Source organism: Bacillus cereus group sp. MYBK220-1 (assembly GCF_051916445.1).
Lineage (GTDB): Bacteria > Bacillota > Bacilli > Bacillales > Bacillaceae_G > Bacillus_A > Bacillus_A cereus.
The window spans coordinates 17,107-39,186 of record NZ_JBQAGQ010000010.1 but is presented as its reverse complement, the minus strand read 5'-3'; the positions used below and the strand labels follow the sequence as shown (position 1 = coordinate 39,186).

Sequence of the window (22,080 nt, the reverse complement as noted above, 5' to 3'; positions counted from 1 at the left end):
TACCACTATTTCCATTTTGGTTCATAGAAAAAGGCCATTTCTAAATGACCTTTTACACAATGTACCTATAAAATTTCTTATCTACCTGTAGCACCGGAAAGTTTTTCGGCAACTCGTCTATACTCACACTTTGAAAACCATTCTTTTCATAAAAACGATGTGCCGCTAAAAATTTTACTGTTGTTCCTAAGTAAATATCTTTCAATTTTTTATCCTCAGCCCATGAAATTGCTGTTTGAAGCAACATATGTGATGCGCCCCATTCTTTTCCGCGAAACTCTTTTTGTACGAACATTTTTCTTAGCGCTACTTGATGATTCTCAATATCTAATAAAGCTACTGTTCCAACTACTTTACCATCATAAATTGCTACCCAAAAGTTTCCGTGACCCTTTTGATAGAATGTTTCTATTTCAAGTAAATCAGGTTGCTCTTCTTTCGTAATTGAAACATTATACTCTTTTTGCTGAATATGAACGATAAGATCTACTACTTCCTCTTGAAACGTACCTTCATATGGAACAATACGAATCTTCTCGTTCATCGAATCTCTTTCCATTCTGAAGCTAGTAAACTATATACAGCGATATCATGAAAATGATCATATAGCCATTCTTCATCTCGTAAAATACCATCTAACTTAAATCCTAAACGTTCTGGAATTGCTCGGCTTTTCGCATTTCCAACACCGCACCGAATTTCAATTTTATTCAGCTTTAAATTTTCAAATGCATAGTGAAGTACAGCCTTTACGCTACGCGTCATAATACCTTTCCCGCCAGCATCTTCTGCAAGATAATACCCAAGACTCGTCGCTTTCTTCCCCCAACTCACTGGATGAATGCCTACCATCCCAACGAGCTTTCCTTTGTAACGTATACCACTTTCAAAACCGTCTCCCTCTGCAAACTTCTTTAACCACATCGGAAAAATTTCATCATAAGCATCAGCAGATTTTGTCCCATCTACCCAAGGGAGCCATTTTCGTAAATGATTACGGTTTTGATCTAATAATTGATATAATTCCTCTTTATGATGTTTTTCTAGTAATTGTAGTTCGATTTCGTCATCTACTCGGAGTGTGAACATGTTTTTTAGTCCCCTTTTTAGTTTTCTTATTATTCTAACATTTATATTTCAAAACGCGTACCAATATATCAACGATTTTTGAAATATATCGAACACAACTCCATATATATCGACGTTTCAACATTAATGCACAACCACGACAACATAAAAAAGACGCACAGCCAAGCTATGCGTCTTTTCTATTATTTCTCTGCAACTTGAACTTCTTTTACGTAAGCCGCTTCGAATTTTTGGATGTCACCTGCGCCCATGAAAATTAGAACGCCGTTTTTATGTTTCTTTAATACATCCGTTGTTGTATCTGTAATTAATTCTGCACCGTCAATACGCTTTTGCAGATCTTCGATTGTTAATTCACCTTTGTTTTCACGTGCTGATCCGAAAATATCACATAAGTATACTTGGTCAGCCTTGCTTAGGCTTTCTGCGAACTCATCTAAGAACTTTTCTGTACGTGAGAATGTATGTGGCTGGAATACAGCGACAATTTCACGCTCTGGATGTTTTTGACGAGCAGCTTCAATCGTTGCATTAATCTCTGTCGGATGGTGTGCGTAGTCATCGATGATTACTTGCTCTCCCATCGGCTTTTCATTAAAGCGACGTTTTACGCCTTCAAAAGTTGTTAATTGATGTTTTACTGCTTCTACATCAACATTTTCATAATGGCAAAGCGCGATTACTGCTAACGCATTTAATACGCTGTGATTGCCGTATCCTGTAATTTTGAACGTATCATAGTACGTGTTACGAACGAATACATCAAATATTGTACCATCTGTTCTCTTTTGAATGTTGCGTGCTTGGAAATCATTATCTTCTCCAAATCCATAGAAAATAACAGGTACTTTCGCTTGAATTTTTTGAAGTTCTTCATCATCTCCACATGCAATAATGCCTTTTTTCACTTGCAATGCCATCTCTTGGAATGCACTGAATACATCATTGATGTCTGCAAAATAATCTGGATGATCAAAATCAATATTCGTCATAATTGCATAGTCTGGATTATAAGACAAGAAATGACGACGATACTCACAAGCTTCAAATACAAAATACTTACTATTTTCTACCCCATGCCCTGTTCCATCTCCAATAAGGTAAGATGTTGGGTGTGCACCTTGCATTACATGGGCTAACAAACCTGTTGTTGATGTTTTTCCGTGTGCACCAGTTACAGCAACACTTGTGTATTGGCTCATCAGGTCACCTAAGAAATGATGGTAACGATGGACTGGGATGTTTAATTCTTTTGCTGCTACGATTTCTTCATGCGTATCAGGAAATGCATTTCCTGCAATAATCACTTGTCCTTCTTCTACATTATTCTTATCAAAAGGAAGGATCGAGATACTACGCTTTTCCAACGCTGTTTGTGTAAAGAAACGCTTTTCATAATCAGACCCTTGAACAGTATGCTTCATATCATGAAGAATTTGCGCTAATGAACTCATTCCTGTTCCTTTAATTCCTACAAAATGGTAAACTGTCATCTTAAAGAACCTCCAACATTTCGAACTAATACAACGGCCTATCTATAAGACAGTATATGAATCTTTTCTTATTTTGGTAATCATCATACATTTTTGATGTAGTGAAGTTATTCTTTCCCTTCACTTATCAGGATAAACTCGTACGTACTTCTTTATATGTCCATAATAAGTCCATTATAGCAAAAAAGAAGCCGCTATACTATGATAACAGAAAAACTGATAGGGTCAATCACCTATCAGTTTTTCTCTCTTTTACATCTCTTCTCTTTTTTCTAATTGAACACGCTCTAAACGTGGGTTTGGACGATATTTACGACCAGCTTTTGCTTCTGGTTTCCCATTTAGTTCTACATTATCACCAGTAAAGCCAATATTCATTTTTAATAAGCTACTTCCTACCCCGTATATGTCAACAGGTACGTTTTGAGCTTCAAATTCACGAATACGCTTCTCATCAAATCCACCAGTTACAACGATGTCTACATGCTGGAATCCTTCTTCATCAAGTGCTTTACGAAGTGCGAATACAAGCGATGGGTTTACACCACGTGGATCGAATGTTCCAAGTACTTCTGGGTGGCGAATAAAGTATTGATCAATCATCGTGCGGGACGTATCTACACGTACACCCTTTAATGTTGATCCAAATTCACGCGCTACGCGAAGTGCATCTGTAATGACATCATTGTTGTAATCAATTAATACAACTAATTCATCTTCTGGGAATTTCTTATGATATGCTTTTGCCGCTTCCACAACATCACCATTAAACATTTGAATTAATGCGTGAGGCATCGTCCCCATACCACTTTTGCCCCACCATTCATTCATCGCATGCGTCGCTTGTGCGCTCATACCTCCGATGTATGCTGCATAACCGTCACCAGCTTGTTGTGTATAATGATCATCACGGTCTCCCATGAAAATAACTGGTTTTTCTTTATCTACGCTACGCGCAGCTTGGACAACGTTATATACGTTTGTCGCAACCGATGTACGACGAGCTAAAATTCCATCAATGACACCTTCTAAAAATCCGAAATTTTCATAAGGACCATGAATTGTTAACACTGTTTCAAATGGACTAATTTTATCGCCATCTTTTAAAGAGTTAATCTCAAGTTCCTCAGGATTTTTAGCGAATGTTTGTAGCAACGCAATCACTTCATCTGTTCCGCAAAGAACTGCATTTTCCTTTTGGAAAAATTGCATCGTTACAACACTTTTCGGGCGAAATTCTTCAATGATTTCTCTAGTCTTTAAAAAGTAAACGGCAGAGAACCAACCTTCTCCAACGCGTTCGTCAAATTTAAATGTTTTATTTGTTAGTCTATTTATTTCACCTTTTAATTTTAATTCAATTTCTTTCATGTCGCTTTACTCCCTACTTTACTATCCAACATTTTCTCTTAGTATACAGCATAACCGTTTACTATACATTTGTTTCCTGCATAGCAGCGAATTCATCCTCAGAAATAAGGACATCTCTTGGCTTCGTTCCTCTTGCTTCAGAAATAATTCCTTGCGATTGCATCTCTTCAATGAGACGTGCTGCGCGATTATAACCGATGCGGAATTTTCGCTGTACAGAAGATGTGGACGCTCCCCCTTGTTCTACAACAAATTGACATGCTTCGAAGAACAATTCGTCTTCCGACTCAGCTTGTTCTGTTTTCGCTAATAAATCCTCTTGCTTAAATAAGTAATTCGGCTTCATTTGCTTTTTCACATGATCAACTGTCTTTTCAATCTCATCATCCGATACATATACACCTTGTACACGAACAGGCTTAGATGTACCGTTCCCTAAGAATAACATATCACCACGGCCAAGTAATTTCTCCGCGCCACCAATATCGATAATCGTACGCGAATCAACTTGAGATGATACAGTAAACGCAATACGCGTTGGAATGTTTGACTTAATTAAACCTGTAATAACATCTACAGATGGACGCTGCGTCGCTACTAATAAATGAATACCACAAGCACGTGCTTTTTGTGCAATACGACAAATCGCTTCCTCAACATCACCAGGTGCTACCATCATTAAATCGGCTAACTCGTCAATGACAATAACGATATAAGGTAATGTTTCTCCCGGAATTTCTCGCTCACTTACAATCGTATTATAACGAGTTAAATCACGAGCACCTGCGTGCGCAAACAATTCATAACGACGTTCCATTTCCTCAACTGCCCATTTTAATGCAGCTGTTGCTGCTTTTACATCCGTAATAACAGGTGCTACAAGATGTGGAACAGAATTGTATGGTGCAAGCTCAACCATCTTCGGATCGATTAACATTAACTTCACTTCATGTGGTTTCGCTTTATATAAAATACTCGTTAAAATCGCGTTAATACACACACTTTTACCTGAACCTGTTGCACCCGCAATAAGTCCGTGCGGCATTTTTCGAATATCCGTTACAATTGGATCCCCTGAAATATCAAGCCCCAGCGCAACAGTAAGCGGTGATTCACTCTTTGTGAATACAGGACTTCTTAAAATTTCGCGAAGAAATACTGGCTTACTTTCTTTATTTGGAACTTCAATTCCAATCGCACTCTTCCCTGGAATTGGCGCTTCAATACGAATATCTTTCGCAGCTAAACTTAACTTAATATCATCACTTAAATTTGTAATTTTATTTACTTTCACACCTGGGTCTGGCTGCACCTCAAAACGAGTTACTGCTGGCCCTTGCGATACATTAATAACATGTGCTCCAACGTGAAAATTATTAAACGTTGTATCTAATAATTCTTTCTGCTCCTCTAACCATTCTGTATTATCTAACGCTGATTGCTGTGGAATCGACAACAGCGCTAATGGCGGAACAGTGTATGTCGGTGGTGTGTGCAATACATTTCGCATATCGTTCTCTCTTTGATTTACAACATATGCTTTCTCTTGTACTTCCGTACTTGAAATTGGCTTTTGTACTTGCTCTACCACTTGTGGTTCTACTACTTGCTGCACTGGGCGCTCTTCCACTTGTGGTTCTACTACCACCTGCTGCACTGGGCGTTCTTCCACTTGTGGTTCTGCTACTTGCTGCACTGGGCGCTCTTCCACTTGTGGTTCTACTACCACCTGCTGCACTGGGCGCTCTTCCACTTGTGGTTCTACTACTACCTGCTGCACTGGACGTTCTTCCACTTGTGGTTCTACTACCACCTGCTGCATTGGGTTTTCTTCCACTTGTGGTTCTGCTACTACTTGCTGCACTGGGCGTTCTTCCACTTGTGGTTCTGCTACTACTTGCTGCACTGGGCGTTCTTCCACTTGTGGTTCTGCTACCTCTTGTTGTACTGGCTTATTCTCTACTCGTACATTAGCAGAAGGCTGCATTGCATTTGCTCTAGCTGCATGTCTTTCCATTAATCGTGTTCTATCTTGTTTCAACATAACAACATTAAATGGTACATGGCGCTTTTTCTCACGTTTTGGTTCTTCTTTTTGTACAACTGGTTGCTCTTCTGCGATTGGTGTTTCTTCTATAACTCGTTGCTCTTCTACGACTGGTGTTTCTTCTACAACTCGTTGCTCTTCTGCGACCTGTGCTTCTTCTACAACTCGTCTATTTTCCTCTGTTTCTGCAATTAAAACATTCGCAAAGCTTTGAACATCTTTCTTCGTTTGTTCATCAGCCTCAGCAACATGTATGAATTCACTCTTTTGTTCAATTGCTTCATCTTCTTGCTGAATTTCCTCAAGTGCTACAAATGTCTCTACTACAGGCGCTTTTGTTTCTGCAATCACTTCTGTTTCTGCAATTACTTCCACTTCTTCTGCTTCCGCAATTACTTCCACTTCTTCTGACTCTTCCGTTTCTGCAATTACTTCAGCTTCTTCTGACTCTTCTGCTTCCGCAATTACTTCCACTTCTTCTAGCTCTTTTGCTTCCGCAATTACTTCCACTTCTCCTGACTCTTCCGTTTCTGCAATTACTTCCACTTCTTCTAGCTCTTTTGCTTCCGCAATTACTTCCACTTCTTCTGACTCTTCCGTTTCTGCAATTGCTTCCACTTCTTCTAGCTCTTTTGCTTCCGCAATTACTTCCACTTCTTCTAGCTCTTTTGCTTCCGCAATTACTTCCACTTCTTCTGACTCTTCCGTTTCTGCAATTACTTCCACTTCTTCTAGCTCTTTTGCTTCCGCAATTACTTCCACTTCTTCTGACTCTTCCGTTTCTGCAATTACTTCCACTTCTTCTGACTCTTCCGTTTCTGCAATTACTTCTACTTTTGACACTTCTTCTGGTATTTCCACAATGATTGTTTCTTCAAGTTTTTCTTCTGCTTTGACAATCACTGATTCTTCTGGAGCTTGCTTTTCTACTTCAATAGTAGGTTGTTTTATTTCTGTGTTACGTTTAATTTCTTCTGATAATATTGTATCCTCGTGCTCTACTTTAGAAGCTACTAATTCTTCTTGTAGATTGTTTTCGTTTAACACCACTACATCTTTTTCTAGCTTAGCACTTTCCATCTGCTCAGCTACTGTTTTATGAAGTAATTCATCCGCTGAAACTTCCTGCGGTGTACTCATTTCTTGAATCACTTCTTTTTCTTCTACTAAAGGCACTTGGCGTTCGATTTCATAACCGTTTTTCTCTAGCCATTGATCAACTACTGACTTTTCTTCCTTTTTATTCTCTTCATATTGTTGCTCTCCTTGCTGGTTAGCAGCTCTATGACTAGAAGAAGTTGGTGCTTGTCCTTCTGAGAAATCAGATAATTTATATCCTTTTTTCTCTAACCATGCATCAACGACTGATTTACCCTCTACAGATATTTCAAGGTCTTCTCTTTCCTTTACTTCCTCCTGCTTTTCTTCCTTTTTCTCTACTGAAGGACGATTATATCCATAAATTGGCGAAATCATTTCTGTTGGACGAAATGGTCTACGGTTACTCTCTTGCGAAGGTGCAGATGCCTTTTTAACGACAGACTCCCGCACCGGTTCATATTGCACTTCCGGCTCTTCATATGTAGAAACTACCTTTTCCACATACGATCGTCTGCTTCTTTCCACCTTTATTCCTCTTTGGGCAGTAGGTTCTTCATATGTTACTCCTTGAACAGGTTGTTCTTCGAAGCGATTTACTTCGCTTTCATCCTCTTCATCGAACCCATTATCCGGTACTAAAGGAAAACGGCATTTACCTGCATTCCTACTTGCCATTTGTGCTTCTCTTGCTTCAGTGTAGTGGTTTACACGAGGAATTTTCGGCTGACTTTCAATTTGCTTTGGTACTTCTTTATTCATCGCTGTTTGTTCTTCCTCTTTGTTAAACAGCTTTTTCATCCAATCTAACATGCTTACCACTCTTTCTACTAAATAGTAACATCCTTTATTGTATCAGCATTCGGCAAAAAGTGCAGGTAAAATTAAGCATGTCATATTTATCCACAATATTCTAATTTACGAGTGTTTCATATGAAAAAACGCAGCCTTTTATATAAGACTGCGCTTAAGCTTTACTCTTCTGATATGCATCTATACTATCCGTTACACTTTGCAATAAAGAATTTACATATTGCGGGTCAGATAATTTTTTATCTTCTTCATGGTTTGACATAAACCCAAGTTCTAATAACACACCAGGAACCTTTGCCCAATTAAATCCAGAAAGATCATCCCGAAATTTAATTCCATTTACTTTTACTTGTTGATTCTCCCTCATTTTATTTACAATCATTTGAGAGATTTGAAGACTTTCCGCATAAATCTCTTTCGTATACGGACTTCCTTCTGCCGGCGTCAATACAGCAAATCCACTTTCGTTTGGATTTTCAGAACCATCTGCATGAAGACGTAAAAATAAATTCGCCTTATGATTATTTGCGAATGTCGCCCGTTCTTTATTACTTATATCAACGTCTTGTGATGTTCTCGTCATTAATACTTGTATCCCTTTTGCTTCAAGCTTTTCTTTTAATAAAAAAGCCATTTCTAATACAAGTACAGCCTCTCTCTTTTTCGTCACAACACCTGTTGTACCGTCTGTCACTTTATATTTTTGCGTTGTTGCCCCTGGTCCAATTGGCTCTAAATTTAAATTCGCTTTTTGTTGATGCCCTGGATCAATAACGACGAGAAACTTCTCTTGTTTTTCATTACTCTCTACTTTTTGTTCATTATTTTGCACTGGTTGCTCAATTGGCTGCACTGGCGTAGTTTCTTCTTTCTTTTCCTCAGATGATACTTCCTCTCGCTTATGTTCTACTTGCTCATTCGTTTGAATTGCTTGCAATTCTTCGTTTTTTTCTTGTTCTTGCTGTTTTTCTACCGGTGCGTCTTCTTTGGTATCTTTGTTTTTCTCTTGTATAGAAGATGTAGTTTCTTTTTTCGGCTGCTCTTGTGAACAACCGGCCATATATATTCCAATGAATGCAATCATGCTCATTATTTTTATATACTTCATACTTCTCTCCCATCACTTTGCACCAGATTCAAAGTTTTTCTTATAATTGCCCTATAATCTCATCCATATTTCCAATATAAACTGGCTGCCATTTTTCTGTACCACGTTCTGCAGTATAAACCGGATAAGCGTCATCATCTATATTTACGAAAACTGGATCGCCCATATCCGTTTCATATCCAATTGTAATCCATCCTTCTTGCCACTTTCCGTTTTCTTCACTTATTAATGAATTTTTATGTTTATCGTATCGGTAACCGATTTGTCCTTTTTCTAATTCACTTTCACTAAACACATATATTTCATAAGTACCTAGCTCAATATCTTGCTGTTTTGAAGTTTCAATTCGTTTTAGAAGTTCTGCGATTTTTATTTGTTGTTTCATACGTCTATCCCCTTCTATTTTTCTAAATTTTAACTAGTTTGTTTATAAAATACAATATAGATTTTAAGAAAAAAGGTGACATCCTTATAATATGAATGATTTTTTGAATATATCTGTCAAAACTCTCAATATATCAACAATTTTTCAAATATATCTATCGTAACTCTACATATATCAACGATTTTTCAAATATATCTATCGTAACTCTACATATATCAACGATTTTTTAAATATATCTATCACAACTCTCAATATATCAACGATTCAACAAGAAATCTCGATTTACCGACAAAGAATGTAAAAAAAAGAGAGACTGTCCAAAAGGACAACCTCTCTCTTCTTATATCAATTAAAATTTAAACTCTTGTCCAACTTCAAAGCTATCTTCTAATACAAGAATACCTTTTTCTTGTGGAGCATCTGGAAGCTCTAATTCACGTGCAGAGCAGATCATTCCAGAAGAAGGAACACCGCGAAGTTCTGCTGGTTTAATTAACATACCACTTGGCATTACAGCACCAATTTTTGCAACGACAACTTTTTGTCCTGCATCAACGTTTGGTGCACCACATACGATTTGTAATGTTTCTGTACCGATTTCTACTTTACAGATGTTTAGCTTGTCAGCATTTGGATGCTTTTCTTTTTCAGCTACATAGCCTACAACAAATTTCGGAGAAAGATCTGCTTCTACTGTTTCTTCAAAGCCATTCTTCGCTAAAATTCCGTTGATTTTCTCTACAAGCTCTTTCGTTAATGTAAGGTTGCCTGTTTCTTTTACTTCTAAGTAAGAAGATGCATTAAAGATGTTGAATCCTGCTGTTACATTGCTTTCACGATCGTATACGCGTGCAACATCTCCTTTGCGATCAAAAGTACGGTTCTCTAAAGTAATATCTTGTAAGGCAACAATTAAAGTGTCACCAATTCCTTCAAGGTTGTAAAAAACGTTCACTTCGTTCATCCTTTCTCTTTTCCATCTGTCTTCTTCCGATTTTTCGCTAAAATAAAGATTGGTTCAAATTCTCCATCTTCATATACGAATGAAAGTGATGTAATCGGAACATGCCCTTCGGCAAAAAATTTCATTGTCATTTGTGCAATAATATCATAACCGATTTCGTTGACGATATCAGCAATAATTAATACATCTTGGTGAGGAACAGCAACAACCATGTCACCAGAAATCTTTTCACGCATCGATTGTAGTAACGATTCGTTTAAAATACGAGTCGCGTCATACCCATCATTTGTGTTTAAAAAGTAGAATGTATTACCCGCTACTGTGTCTTGTTTAAATTCATAACCTAATGAGCGTGCGTTGAATAATGCCATTTCACGCACTTGCTGTTCTGTAAGTTCTAATTTTTGTAATAGACGCTCATCAATTAGTCGATACGTTTTATTCGAATCTAGCGCGTAGTAAATACGTGTTTCCGCCGTATGATCCGTCATAATAAACGGATTTCCTTCTTCTGCTTGTTTCGGGAAAGAAGTAGAGCGAATAACAGGTAAAATTTTCGCTCCGCTATTTTCTTCTTTATGCATCGCAATTAGCGCTTCTTGTACGTAATAAGCAACTTCTTCAATTGCCTTTTCCTTGTTCACTTCCCATTTTGCCACAACTCCTGGAAGCGATACGTTAATACCTTTTTTGGAGTCTTTTTGTTCAATACGTAAAACTTCTTTCTCACTATCATACTGAAAGTCCCATTCTGGGCGAGATAATTTCTTTATTAACTCATCTTTCATCTTTTTACTTGTCATCTTCATCTCTTTTTTCCTCCCTTCCAAAAAAATAACCTCCCCCGCGAAGGTAGAGGTTGTTTTACAATTCAATTGGCAAATTGCCTTATTTTAAACCTTCAATGAACTCTTCGATTTGTTCTTGTGTTTTACGATCTTTGTTTACATAGCGACCAGTTTCTTCACCTTTATTGTACGCTACAAAGCTCGGAATGCCAAATACGTCTAATTTTACACATAGATCAATAAACTCATCACGATCTACATAGTAAAATGAGAAATCACTATATTTCTCTTCTACTTCTGGCATAAATGGATCTACAAAGCGGCAGTCTGGGCACCATTCTGCTGAGAACATAAAGACTACATTCTCTTCATTTTTTAACTGTTGGAATTGCTCCATGCTTTCTAATGACTTCATCTATATTTCCTCCTCTAACGGGTGCATTTTTCATGTTATAATCTTTCTTTTATACTACCATACATCGCGCACGGTGCAAGGTTTATGCTTGCTTTTTGTCATACTTATATTGCCCAACTAACAACTTAACAACGTGTACAAATAATTCCGTGCGGTCGACATAATCATCTGTAAAAATACCGATAGCACCTTCGTGACTACGAATATCTTTTCGCTGCACAAACTCTTCCATCACTTCGCTTAATTCCTTACCATCTTCAAGAGGTGCTAAAAAATCGTCTGGTAACGTAATACGCGCTCCTCCGGCCACAAATACTTTCCCATCCATTGTTGCTAGCGCGCCCCAGTTACACATAAATAAACCGTGCTCCGTTTTCATTACGCCGCCTTCTAGCCCAATACCAATTGGAGCTTCTCCTTCCTCTAGCGCTCGCTTCGCTCTATTAATCGCTCCTTGCATCGTCTCTTCATCTGAGAAAGGCTGAGCTGATACTCCTGACGGAACAGAAAGAGATGTAATTTCAGCATCTTTCCAAACCTTCTCCACAGCGCCAACCTTCGTTTTATTCTTTGATCCTACTACTACTTTCATTTCGTTCACCTCTATAAAAATTCATCATTCTATTCTAATATCCCTATCAGATACGAATTAAGCATCAACCACTACCACATATCACCAAGTCATCTATTCAGCCTAAAAAAGAAGGTTTTTTCTAGCAACATTACCGTCTTCAAAAACAAAAACAGCCTTCCTCTCACTTCCTACTTGGGGTCTTCATACATCATTCGAACACCAATTAAGCACTGACCACTCCCACTCATGGATGGGTCATCTATTCAATCTAAAAAAAGAAGGTTTTTTCTAACAACATTACCGTCTTCAAAAACAAAAACAGCCTTCCTCTCACTTCCTACTTGGAGTCTTCATACATCATTCGAACACCAATTAAGCACTGACCGCTCCCACTCATCGCTGGGTCATCTATTCAATCTAAAAAAGAAGGTTTTTTCTAACAACATTACCGTCTTCAAAAACAAAAACAAAAACAGCCTTCCTCTCACTTCCTACTTGGGGTCTTCATACATCATTCGAACACCAATTAAGCACTGACCATTCCCACTCATGGATGGGTCATCTATTCAAGCTAAAAAAAGAAAGGCTCTTCAGCCCTTCTTCCTCTCTACGCGTTATTCTTAATTGTCTCTAACGTCGTTTTATCTGTTGTTCTTACAAGCTTCGTAATTAATTCTTTCGCCGCTGCATAATCATCAACATGTAAAATTGAAGCATGTGTATGAACGTAGCGCGCACAAACACCAATTACTGCTGATGGGATACCAGAGTTACTTGTATGTACACGGCCCGCATCTGTACCACCTTGTGAAATAAAGTATTGGTACGGAATGTTGTTTGTTTCTGCTGTATCTAAAATGAATTCGCGTATTCCTCTATGTGTTACCATCGTGCGATCGTAAATACGAAGAAGAGCACCTTTTCCTAATTGACCGAACTGTGTTTTGTCACCAGATGCATCGTTTGCTGGACTTGCATCAAGCGCATAGAAAATGTCTGGTTGAATCATATTTGCAGCGGTTTGCGCTCCGCGAAGACCTACTTCTTCTTGTACAGTAGCACCAGAATATAATGTATTTGGTAATGTTTCGTCTTTTAATTCTTTTAACAATTCGATTGCAAGACCACATCCGTAACGGTTGTCCCAAGCTTTCGCCATAATTTTCTTCTCATTTGCCATCGGTGTAAACGGGCAGATCGGCACGATTTGTTGTCCTGGTTTTACACCAATTTCAATCGCATCTTCATAACTATCTGCACCTATATCAATTAACATATTTTTTATATCCATCGGTTTTGCACGTTGCGCGTCACTTAATAAATGAGGAGGAATAGAACCAACAACCCCAATAACAGGACCATTCTTCGTCATAACTTGTACACGCTGTGCTAATAAAACTTGGCTCCACCAGCCGCCTAACGTTTGAAAACGAAGCATTCCGTTTTTCGTAATTTGCGTAACCATGAAACCTACTTCATCCATATGACCTGCTACAAGAACACGTGGGCCAGTTTCGTCCCCTTTTTTCAGACCAAATACGCTACCTAAACCGTCTTGTACAATTTCATCCGCATATTTGCTTAATTCTTGTTTCATAAAACGGCGTACATCATGTTCAAAACCTGATGCACCTTGTAATTCTGTTAACGTACGAAATAATTGTAATGTCTCTTTATTCACGAAGTCCCCTTCTTTCAAACCTTAGTAGAATACCTCTTTTATTGTAACGAAATTTTCGAAATGTTTCTAGTTTCTTCTTTTTTAGCTGTATTTGCTTTATAATTATTATCGGTACACTATTTTTATTTTATAGAATTGAGGTGAATATATGAGCTGGAAAGGTTTAGTAGCAGGTCTTGGCGTTGGGTTCGCAGCTGGTTATCTCGTTGCAAACAAAGTACAAGAACAATCCCATATTTCTTCAGAAAAAGCATTGAAAATGGTGAAACAAGCATTAAGTCATAAAGGTGAAATTACTGGCTCTTGGGTACATATGGTTCCAGAGACATTTGAAAAATATGATGTCGCATATGAAGTTTATCGCGGCGGTCTTACAACAATGTTAGATGATATACAAGAACGATTTGAATTTTTAGTTGATGCTAAAACAGGTACTGTTTTAGAGGTTATAGTAGCATAAAACGGAGGGTTCCCATTAGGTGAACCTCTTATTTTTTTGAAATTGCGGGTATTGATTAAAATTATATCAGCGATTTTTTAAATATATCGACTTACCGACAAAACCCGACAATAAAAAAGAAGCTGCTCCAATAAATATGATGGAACAACCTCCTATTTTTATGCTTCTATACTCGTTTTCCGTTCTATTTTTTCTACGATATGACCTTCCTCATTCCACTTCACAGCTCGATAATATGCGTCATGGTAAAACGTAAACCATGCCTCTTTTTCAGCACCATACTTCATCCACTTTTGCTTATTTTCAATCGAGGTCATCGGATAATCATCGTATGACATTACCCATAATACATTTTGATGCGCGTGCGTCGGCAATAGGTCTGCTAAATGAAGCATCGTTTCTCCTTGGCTTTCTAAAGCAATAACTGCATGTCCATCACTATGCCCACCCGTATGTGCCATCTTGATTTCATCTGTAATTTCTATTTCTTGCTGGAACGTAACAACTTGATCTACAATTGGCTCCCAATTTTCCTTCCAATATGTATTACGTGATCTAATGTTTGGATTCCTCATTTCATTCCATTCTGTTTCACTTACGTAAACTTTCGCATTTGGAAATGCCGGTACAAGGTGATCATCTTCCCATTTTGTTAGACCAGATGCATGATCAAAATGAAGATGTGTCATCAAGACGTAGTCGATATCTTCAGGCTTTAATCCTAATTTTTCTAATGATTCATAAACCGATGATTCTTCTGTTACACCTTGATTGCGTTTCATCTTCTCATTCAACTTACCGTTTCCTATCCCGGAATCAATGAGCATATTTCCATCTTTTGTTTGCAAAAGTAACGGATCTGTTCGTAAATAAATATGATTTGTATCATTATGTTTATATTTACGTGACCAAAGTACTTTCGGCACGACTCCAAACATTGCTCCTCCATCTAAATGTGTATTCCCGCCTTTTAACCACGTTACTTTTATATCTCCAATTTGTAACTGTTCCATTACACATCCCCCTTTTTAATTAATCTTAACATAAAATTCTGATTATTTTAGGTGTAAAAAAACCTACGCATTACTGCATAGGCTCTGTACGATATTTTGCTTCAACTCGGTAAATACGATGACCTTTACTAGAGAATTTCTCTTCGTATTCAGTCATGATGTTACCTTCAAAGTCGCTGTTATGAAGATCTAAGCTTAAGTACGTTAGTAACATACCATACTCAGCCATACTCATAAGAGAATATTCAAATAAACCTTGGTTATCTGTTTTGAAATGAATTTCTCCGCCTTCTACTAACACTTCTTCGTAATTACGTAAAAATGTTTTATACGTTAAACGACGCTTCGTATGACGTTTCTTTGGCCATGGATCTGAGAAGTTTAAATAAACGCGATCAATTTCACCTTTCGCAAAGAAAACTGTTAAATCTTCAGCATCTTTATTAATTAACTTTAAGTTTGGTAATTCTTCTTCAATTAATTTATCAAGTGCATCTACAACAACACTTGTGAATTTTTCAATTCCAATATAATTAATATGTGGATTCGCTTTCGCCATATCATACATGAAGCGGCCACGACCTGTACCTACTTCAATGTGAATTGGTTGTTCGTTTCCAAATACTTCTTTCCAGCTACCAGCGCGCTCCTCTGGGTTTCCGATTACGATATGTGAATATTCATTAATTCGATCCATTGCATACGGTTTATGTCTTAAACGCATAGATGTTTCCCTCTCTTTACATAGCTATTTTAAAGGAATAATTCCTTCTTTCTTTTTTAATCAATCTACCAAACAAAAAACCAAGTACGTACGAGCACTCGGTCCGTTTCTTTCAAGTATAAGATGTACCATTTTGATAAAAACTACATACAGCATTAAACATTCCATGACGAAACAGCTTTTTCTCTTACATTTGAAGAGAAAAACAATCGAAAGGATGATCCGTTCATGCCAATTAATCAACAACATCAATTAGAAGTGCTGAAAGATATTTTAGTCAACCACCAAAGTGATTGCTGCGGGACAGTTTCAGAATGCGAGCAATTAGAGCGCCTCATTCAATCGTTACTCGCAAACGATAATATAAGTAGTGACGCTAAAACAATGCTAAACGATGTATATTCTTATAGTCAATCGGGTAAATCTTCCTCTAATTTGGACAACCATATTTCCAATAATCAAGAACAACTTACTCAGTGGATTGCTGGAATGGACAATTTTTCTTAAGTATCATTCTGAAGCAAGTAGTTGCTGTAAATATTGATGCCAATATTCAGCTTCTGCTTGCTGTTTTTTTGTTGTATGCCATTGAATAGACAAAATCGTTTGTGCTATCACATACCATCTCATACGCCTAAGCAGCGATTCATCCATTTCAATATCATAGTAACCGAGCCACTCACTCCATTCCTGGCGCGGAATGTACCAATATAATAACATACCGAGGTCTAGAGCTGGGTCAGCAATTACAGCTCCATCCCAATCAATTAAAAACAATTCATCTTCATCCGACAATAGCCAGTTGTTATGATTTACATCACAATGGCATACAACGAATTCATTGTATTCAATAGCTTTTAATGAATCCATTAAATATTGAAGGCCTTGCTGAATTGTTTCATCATCCCTTATATCTCCTCTTAAAACGAGTTGCAGTTGTTGTAATAACTCTTGTGCGTGAAGCGGCTGCTTCCCAAGTCTTTGAATCATCTGTACAAGCGCTTTAGAGGAGTGTATTTTCTTCAAAAGTTTCGCAACACGTTCTAGTTTCATATCCTCTGGCTCTAGCTTCTGTCCCGGAAGCCATTTTTGAGCAGAAATTACATCACCATTCGTTACCCTTCTTGTCCAAAGTAATTTTGGAACAATTCCTTCTGCTGACAATACCGCTAAAAAGGGCGATGTATTCCGCTTTAAAAATAACTTCTGTTGTCCGTTTTGCGCAATATATGCATCGCCCGTTACTCCACCAGCCGGTACAAGACTCCACTCTTTTCCTAATAATTGTTCCAACCATTCCATATTCATTACCCGTTAACAAATCCTTATCTTTTATAGTTATGAAAAGAAAAACCGCAACATTTCTACACATGTTGTGGATTCATATATTTTACTGTAAATGAAAAGAAAAATTAGCCTAAGCCAAAAATCCTCTATTTTATTTTACAAAACCTGTCATAGAATGACAACTTATCAAAATCGTCACCTTTGTCAATTCTACATTTATTACATTCTCATCGTCAAGTAGCGATTTGTCACATTATCGTCAATATATACGTGCTAATTGGAGCGAGCTTAAGTTCCTTTCCTCTAAATGAAGAAATTGGCTCTATTTTCGCTTCGTTTTCGTTTACTAACACATGCCACGTTGCTTCATTCGGAAGTTGCACAGTTTTAGCTTCTAAACCGCTATTAAATAAGACGATAATCTCTTTCCATGGCCCAAACGTTTCTGCATGCTCTAGGTGATATGCAAGTACTTCTGTAGATGTTTGTAAAAAAGTCATATGTTTTTTTATAAGATCTGCGCTTTGTAATCGGAATGCCCCATGCTCTTTACGAATCGCAATTAAACCTTTTATATAGTTAACGGTCTCTATCTCTTTCTCTTTTTGATCCCAATCTAATTGATTGATCCCATCATTTGCATTATAACTATTTTCATTTCCTTTCTTCGTACGATAAAACTCTTGCCCTGCGTGTAAGAAAGGGATGCCTTGTGAAAGAATAACCATTGCGCTCGCTAACAGGTGACGTTTTTTCAAAATCGTTTCTGATTCTTCATTACTGCGCACTAGTTTATCCCACATCGTCATATTATCATGACATTCTACATAGTTAATGCTTTGCGCTGGCTCTAGAAACAGCCCTGTTTCTTTCATACTTAAAAGACTTCCTGCTGCAATATACTGCAAATGATTACAGTCTACATGCCCACCAAATGCAAAACCACGCTTATTTATATGAAATGTACTCCCTTTTATCCCATCACGAAATTGATCATTAAACTGCGCGATATGTGGCATTTTCTTCGCATTATTTAACGTTGCTTTTTCCTCACGAGGAAGCGGTGTTTGCAAATCCCATCCTTCTCCTAATAACAAAGCATCTCGTTTTATGTTTCGCACTTCTTTTTCTATCATATTCATCGTATCAACATCTAAAATTCCCATTAAGTCGAATCGGAATCCATCGACATTGTATTCAGTAAGCCAATATAAAATAGACTCTACAATGAATTTCCTCATCATTTTCCGTTCAGACGCTATATCATTTCCGACTCCCGTCCCATTAGAAGGCATACCATCTTCACCATGACGAAAATAGTATCCTGGAACAAGCTTTTCAAATGATGATAGCTCTCTTTCATAAACATGATTATAGACAACATCTATAATCACCCTAATACCTTGTTCATGAAATGTTTCAATTAGTTGTTTGCACTCAACTATCCTGTTATACGGATCAGAGGGGTTTGTAGCATAATATCCTGTTGGTGCATTGTAATATAATGGATTATATCCCCAATTATAGGCGGACGAAGGATTCGCCTCATCTACACCACCGAAACAATATAAAGGTAATAGTTCAACATGTGTAACACCTAAATCTTTTATATGAGACAACCCTGTTAATGTCCCATTCCGTCCTGTTGTTCCCTCTTCCATCAATCCTTTATATGTTCCCTTTTGAATTACTCCACTATTTGGATGTATAGTCGCATCACGAATATGCAGTTCATACAATATGGCATCTGTCATTGATTGTAATGTTGGTAATCCCTCTCGTCTTGTTACATTCGTTTTTTCTAAATTGATAACAACACCATGTTTTCCATTTACCGTCACCGACTTTGCATAAGGATCCACAGCTTCGTTCCATATTAAATTAATACAAACAAGAAATGTATAGCGTGCTCCGTCTAAATCACCTTGTAATGTTTGAATCCAAACTCCGTTTTCTCCCCTGTACATTTCATGATCGGTATATTCTTTATCGCTCTTATAAATTCTTACTTTCGCAAGCCTTGCAGTTGGGGCCCATACTTTAAATGTCGTTTCTTCTTTTTGATAAACAGCACCTAAATCTGTACCTTCGTAATAATACTTTTCATCGAAACTTTTTGTTCGAATAACAGCACCTATTTGTAAATCAGTTTCTTCATTCCGTTCATCTCGTACTGTATAATACTTCCCCACATCTAGCGGCTCTTCTATAAAGCACTCATACTTCGTTGCATCTGGAAGCGCAATAGTATGAGCAATCGGTAAATCTTTCACATTACTTCCTTCTTGCAAACGAAATGTCCGACTTGTTCCATACGCATGTGGGAGCAAAATTGTAATTTTATTCATTTCATCTAAATAGGCATCAAATGGACGTTTTACTTTCAACATAAAAAAATCACCATCATTCTCAAAGTTAAAATAAAGTGAAACTTTAATGAGCGAGAAAATTTCTCCATCCTCACTTATTATTAGCCTTCACCAATTAGGCGAGATAAAATGAGCTGCAAATGATAAGGCTTTTCTTATCAACAAGACTCTATACAGTAACTCCATTCTTCTCTATAGTATATTCACCTGCATAAAAAACGTTTTCAACATTCTATTTTTGTAATTTTATTTCAGCAATCGATTTATACTTCGGGGTTTCTTTCACGTGGGATTCGTATAAAGTAATTGTATCTGCTTGAAATGATATTTCAGGCACTTCTTTTATACTTTCTAAACGAAACTTTTCTTCTCCTATCCATTTACGAGCAACGGTAATATGCGGGTGATATGGGCGTGTTTCTAGAGAAAATCCATTTTCTTCACAAATGGCATGTATTTGCTTTTGCAACTGAAACAAATCGTGATTCTCACTTACCTTCGCCCAAAAAATACGAGGCTGATCTTCCCTACCAAACGTTGAAAAACCTTGTAATGTGAACGATAGTTCTTTTGTTTCTGCAATTGTTTTTAATCCATTCTTTATTCCCTCTAATTGTTCCCCCGTTGCACTCCCTAAAAATGAAAGGGTAATATGATAGTCTTCTTTATGTACCCATGAACGAAATTGTAATTCCTCTTGCATATCCTCTTTATAGTTAGACAGCATTTCTTTTATATGATTCGGTAACGTAATTGCGACAAAATAATGCAGTTCCATGTACATCTTCTCCTTCTTTTCTATTGTTGCTTTTCTTTCTTATCTCATTCAGGTAAAAAGAAGCCGCTCTCCAAAATAGAGAGCGGACATTATTTATATATCCATTACTTCGCTAATTCATGAATTGCTTGCGCGTAAATTGCTGTTGCTTTCAATAAGTCTTCAATTTCGATATACTCATCTTTTTGATGCGCAAGTTCTTCTTTTCCAGGGAATAGCGGGCCAAATGCCACACCAGCTTTTAATGAACGAGCATAAGTACCGCCGCCGATTGCTAATAGTTCTGCTTTTTCACCTGTTTGTTCTTCATACACACGTTGTAACGTACGGATTAATACGTGATCTTTATCGACGTGATGTGGGCGAGAATTAGAATAGTCAGCCACTTCAAAACCATGCGTACCAACATATTCTTTCAACTTCACAATTGTTTCTTCAAAGTTAGTTGTAACTGGGTAACGTACGTTTAGCCCTAAGTTACCACCGTTTTCTTTCGTATAAGAAATGCGACCGACATTCACTGTTAACGGACCGCTAATTTCATCTTTGTAAGCAATAGTAGCTTTTTCACCAAAAATATCACCAGTAAATGTTTCTGTTGCAAATGTCGCAAATGCAGTTGCTTTTCCATCAAGTGAAACTGTAGTTAAGAAGTTTGCTAATAATAAACCTGCATTTTCTCCTTTTTCAGGAGTAGATCCGTGCGCTGAAATTCCTTCTATTTGCAACGTCACTGTATTTCCTTCTATAGTCGATTTCCCTATTTTTTTAGCAGTTTGTAAATACTCTTCATATGCTACTGTAAGTGCATTTACATCTTCTCCTGTGATAACTGCTTCTGCAAAATCAGGAACCATATTTAAACGGCGCCCTGAATCAAATGAAACAAGTTCATATGCACCTTTTTTCTCTTCACTACCATTTTGCACAACTTGTATATCAGAAATTCCTTTTTCTGCATTAATAATTGGAAAGTCTGCATCCGGTGCAAAACCAATTGTTGGCATTTCTTCATTTTTAAAGTAGTGATCTACACATTTCCAATTGCTTTCCTCATCTGTTCCTATAATCATACGAACACGTTTTGAAAGAGGTAAGCCTAATTCTTTCACAATTTTCATTGCATAATATGCTGCCATCGTTGGGCCTTTATCGTCAATTGCACCACGTGCAAAAATCTTTCCATCGCGAATATCCGCACTATATGCGGGAGTCGTCCAGCCATCTCCTTCTGGTACAACGTCAACGTGACAAAGAATACCTACTAATTCTTCTCCTTGTCCCATTTCAAGATGACCTGCATATCCTTCTAAATTTTTAGAAGCAAAACCTTCAGCTTCTCCTTTATGTAACATGAAAGATAGAGCTTTTTCTACACCTTCACCGAATGGTGCGCCCTCTTTCGCAGATTCTTCTTCCCATACACTTTTAATTTGTAAAAATTGTTGTGTATCACGAATTAAATCATCTTTTCGTTTTGCAACTTCTTCTGTCCAATTAATCGCTGACATCACGCATCCATCCTTCACTATATTGTTTCTTTCATCATAACAAACAGAAATCTCTTATGCCATACACGAAAACTAAATACCGAACAATTGTAATATTTCAGATATTTCTTAT

At 37.4% G+C, this 22,080-nt stretch carries 20 protein-coding genes; 2 read left to right on the top strand and 18 right to left on the bottom strand.

Going from position 1 to position 22,080, the window contains the following annotated elements; all coding sequences use genetic code 11:
• Positions 1-52: 52 nt before the first annotated feature.
• The 12 genes from ACTFRU_RS26180 to ACTFRU_RS26125 all read right to left on the bottom strand — a co-directional run bounded on the left by ACTFRU_RS26180 (position 53) and on the right by ACTFRU_RS26125 (position 13,826).
• A complete protein-coding gene (locus tag ACTFRU_RS26180; protein WP_001003158.1) occupies positions 53-544 on the bottom strand; it encodes a GNAT family N-acetyltransferase in 492 nt (163 codons plus the stop codon).
• The gene (locus tag ACTFRU_RS26175; RefSeq protein ID WP_000494681.1) at positions 541-1,089 is read right to left on the bottom strand and encodes a GNAT family N-acetyltransferase; all 549 of its coding nucleotides are present in this window, start codon (positions 1,087-1,089) and stop codon (positions 541-543) included. The genes ACTFRU_RS26180 and ACTFRU_RS26175 overlap by 4 nt, the downstream gene beginning before the upstream one ends.
• Positions 1,090-1,271: 182 nt before the next feature.
• Entirely contained in the window at positions 1,272-2,582 is a 1,311-nt protein-coding gene (gene murC, locus ACTFRU_RS26170; protein WP_000219468.1) for a UDP-N-acetylmuramate--L-alanine ligase, read from the bottom strand.
• Positions 2,583-2,834: 252 nt separating this feature from the next.
• Positions 2,835-3,953, bottom strand: a complete 1,119-nt coding sequence (locus ACTFRU_RS26165; RefSeq protein ID WP_000658370.1) for a nicotinate phosphoribosyltransferase — start codon at positions 3,951-3,953, stop codon at positions 2,835-2,837.
• Positions 3,954-4,014: 61 nt separating this feature from the next.
• Positions 4,015-7,911: a DNA translocase FtsK gene (locus ACTFRU_RS26160; protein WP_440037962.1), complete on the bottom strand. Its 3,897-nt coding sequence runs from the start codon at positions 7,909-7,911 to the stop codon at positions 4,015-4,017.
• Positions 7,912-8,065: 154 nt separating this feature from the next.
• Positions 8,066-9,019: an N-acetylmuramoyl-L-alanine amidase gene (locus tag ACTFRU_RS26155; protein ID WP_000874042.1), complete on the bottom strand. Its 954-nt coding sequence runs from the start codon at positions 9,017-9,019 to the stop codon at positions 8,066-8,068.
• Between the two features lie 40 nt (positions 9,020-9,059).
• The gene (locus tag ACTFRU_RS26150) at positions 9,060-9,404 is read right to left on the bottom strand and encodes a hypothetical protein (protein WP_000813166.1); all 345 of its coding nucleotides are present in this window, start codon (positions 9,402-9,404) and stop codon (positions 9,060-9,062) included.
• 349 nt (positions 9,405-9,753) lie between these two features.
• Positions 9,754-10,368 carry a YtpR family tRNA-binding protein gene (gene ytpR, locus ACTFRU_RS26145; protein ID WP_001006771.1) on the bottom strand — a complete coding sequence of 205 codons (615 nt, stop codon included), beginning with the start codon at positions 10,366-10,368 and terminating at the stop codon, positions 9,754-9,756.
• The gene (locus tag ACTFRU_RS26140) at positions 10,365-11,177 is read right to left on the bottom strand and encodes a DUF1444 domain-containing protein (protein WP_000784588.1); all 813 of its coding nucleotides are present in this window, start codon (positions 11,175-11,177) and stop codon (positions 10,365-10,367) included. The genes ytpR and ACTFRU_RS26140 overlap by 4 nt, the downstream gene beginning before the upstream one ends.
• Before the next feature lie 79 nt (positions 11,178-11,256).
• Positions 11,257-11,571, bottom strand: a complete 315-nt coding sequence (locus tag ACTFRU_RS26135) for a thioredoxin family protein (protein ID WP_000838193.1) — start codon at positions 11,569-11,571, stop codon at positions 11,257-11,259.
• Positions 11,572-11,653: 82 nt separating this feature from the next.
• Positions 11,654-12,163, bottom strand: coding sequence for a DUF84 family protein (locus tag ACTFRU_RS26130; RefSeq protein WP_000869940.1), 510 nt, complete (start codon positions 12,161-12,163; stop codon positions 11,654-11,656).
• Positions 12,164-12,752: 589 nt separating this feature from the next.
• Positions 12,753-13,826: a M42 family metallopeptidase gene (locus tag ACTFRU_RS26125; protein WP_001031514.1), complete on the bottom strand. Its 1,074-nt coding sequence runs from the start codon at positions 13,824-13,826 to the stop codon at positions 12,753-12,755.
• A 148-nt stretch (positions 13,827-13,974) separates the two neighbouring features.
• On the opposite strand from ACTFRU_RS26125, the gene ACTFRU_RS26120 reads away from it, so the two are divergent.
• Entirely contained in the window at positions 13,975-14,286 is a 312-nt protein-coding gene (locus tag ACTFRU_RS26120) for a PepSY domain-containing protein (RefSeq protein WP_144514168.1), read from the top strand.
• 158 nt (positions 14,287-14,444) lie between these two features.
• On the opposite strand, the gene ACTFRU_RS26115 is transcribed toward ACTFRU_RS26120, so the two are convergent.
• Together ACTFRU_RS26115 and trmB are read right to left on the bottom strand one after the other, a co-directional pair.
• Positions 14,445-15,299: a YtnP family quorum-quenching lactonase gene (locus ACTFRU_RS26115; RefSeq protein WP_000436848.1), complete on the bottom strand. Its 855-nt coding sequence runs from the start codon at positions 15,297-15,299 to the stop codon at positions 14,445-14,447.
• Positions 15,300-15,369: 70 nt separating this feature from the next.
• Entirely contained in the window at positions 15,370-16,023 is a 654-nt protein-coding gene (gene trmB / locus ACTFRU_RS26110) for a tRNA (guanosine(46)-N7)-methyltransferase TrmB (RefSeq protein ID WP_001239385.1), read from the bottom strand.
• A gap of 228 nt (positions 16,024-16,251) precedes the next feature.
• Here trmB and ACTFRU_RS26105 point away from each other — a divergent pair, with 228 nt between their 5' ends.
• The gene (locus ACTFRU_RS26105) at positions 16,252-16,530 is read left to right on the top strand and encodes a YtzH-like family protein (protein WP_001122235.1); all 279 of its coding nucleotides are present in this window, start codon (positions 16,252-16,254) and stop codon (positions 16,528-16,530) included.
• A gap of 3 nt (positions 16,531-16,533) precedes the next feature.
• Here ACTFRU_RS26105 and ACTFRU_RS26100 read toward each other — a convergent pair whose 3' ends face one another.
• From ACTFRU_RS26100 to pepV, 4 genes are all read right to left on the bottom strand, one after another.
• Positions 16,534-17,331: a phosphotransferase family protein gene (locus ACTFRU_RS26100; protein WP_001986674.1), complete on the bottom strand. Its 798-nt coding sequence runs from the start codon at positions 17,329-17,331 to the stop codon at positions 16,534-16,536.
• Between the two features lie 227 nt (positions 17,332-17,558).
• Positions 17,559-19,700, bottom strand: coding sequence for a type I pullulanase (gene pulA, locus ACTFRU_RS26095; RefSeq protein WP_440037961.1), 2,142 nt, complete (start codon positions 19,698-19,700; stop codon positions 17,559-17,561).
• A gap of 211 nt (positions 19,701-19,911) precedes the next feature.
• Positions 19,912-20,457 (bottom strand): RNA 2',3'-cyclic phosphodiesterase, encoded by a 546-nt coding sequence (thpR, locus tag ACTFRU_RS26090; RefSeq protein ID WP_000418986.1) that lies wholly within the window; start codon positions 20,455-20,457, stop codon positions 19,912-19,914.
• Positions 20,458-20,561: 104 nt separating this feature from the next.
• Positions 20,562-21,968, bottom strand: a complete 1,407-nt coding sequence (gene pepV, locus ACTFRU_RS26085; RefSeq protein ID WP_001274230.1) for a dipeptidase PepV — start codon at positions 21,966-21,968, stop codon at positions 20,562-20,564.
• Positions 21,969-22,080: the final 112 nt, after the last annotated feature.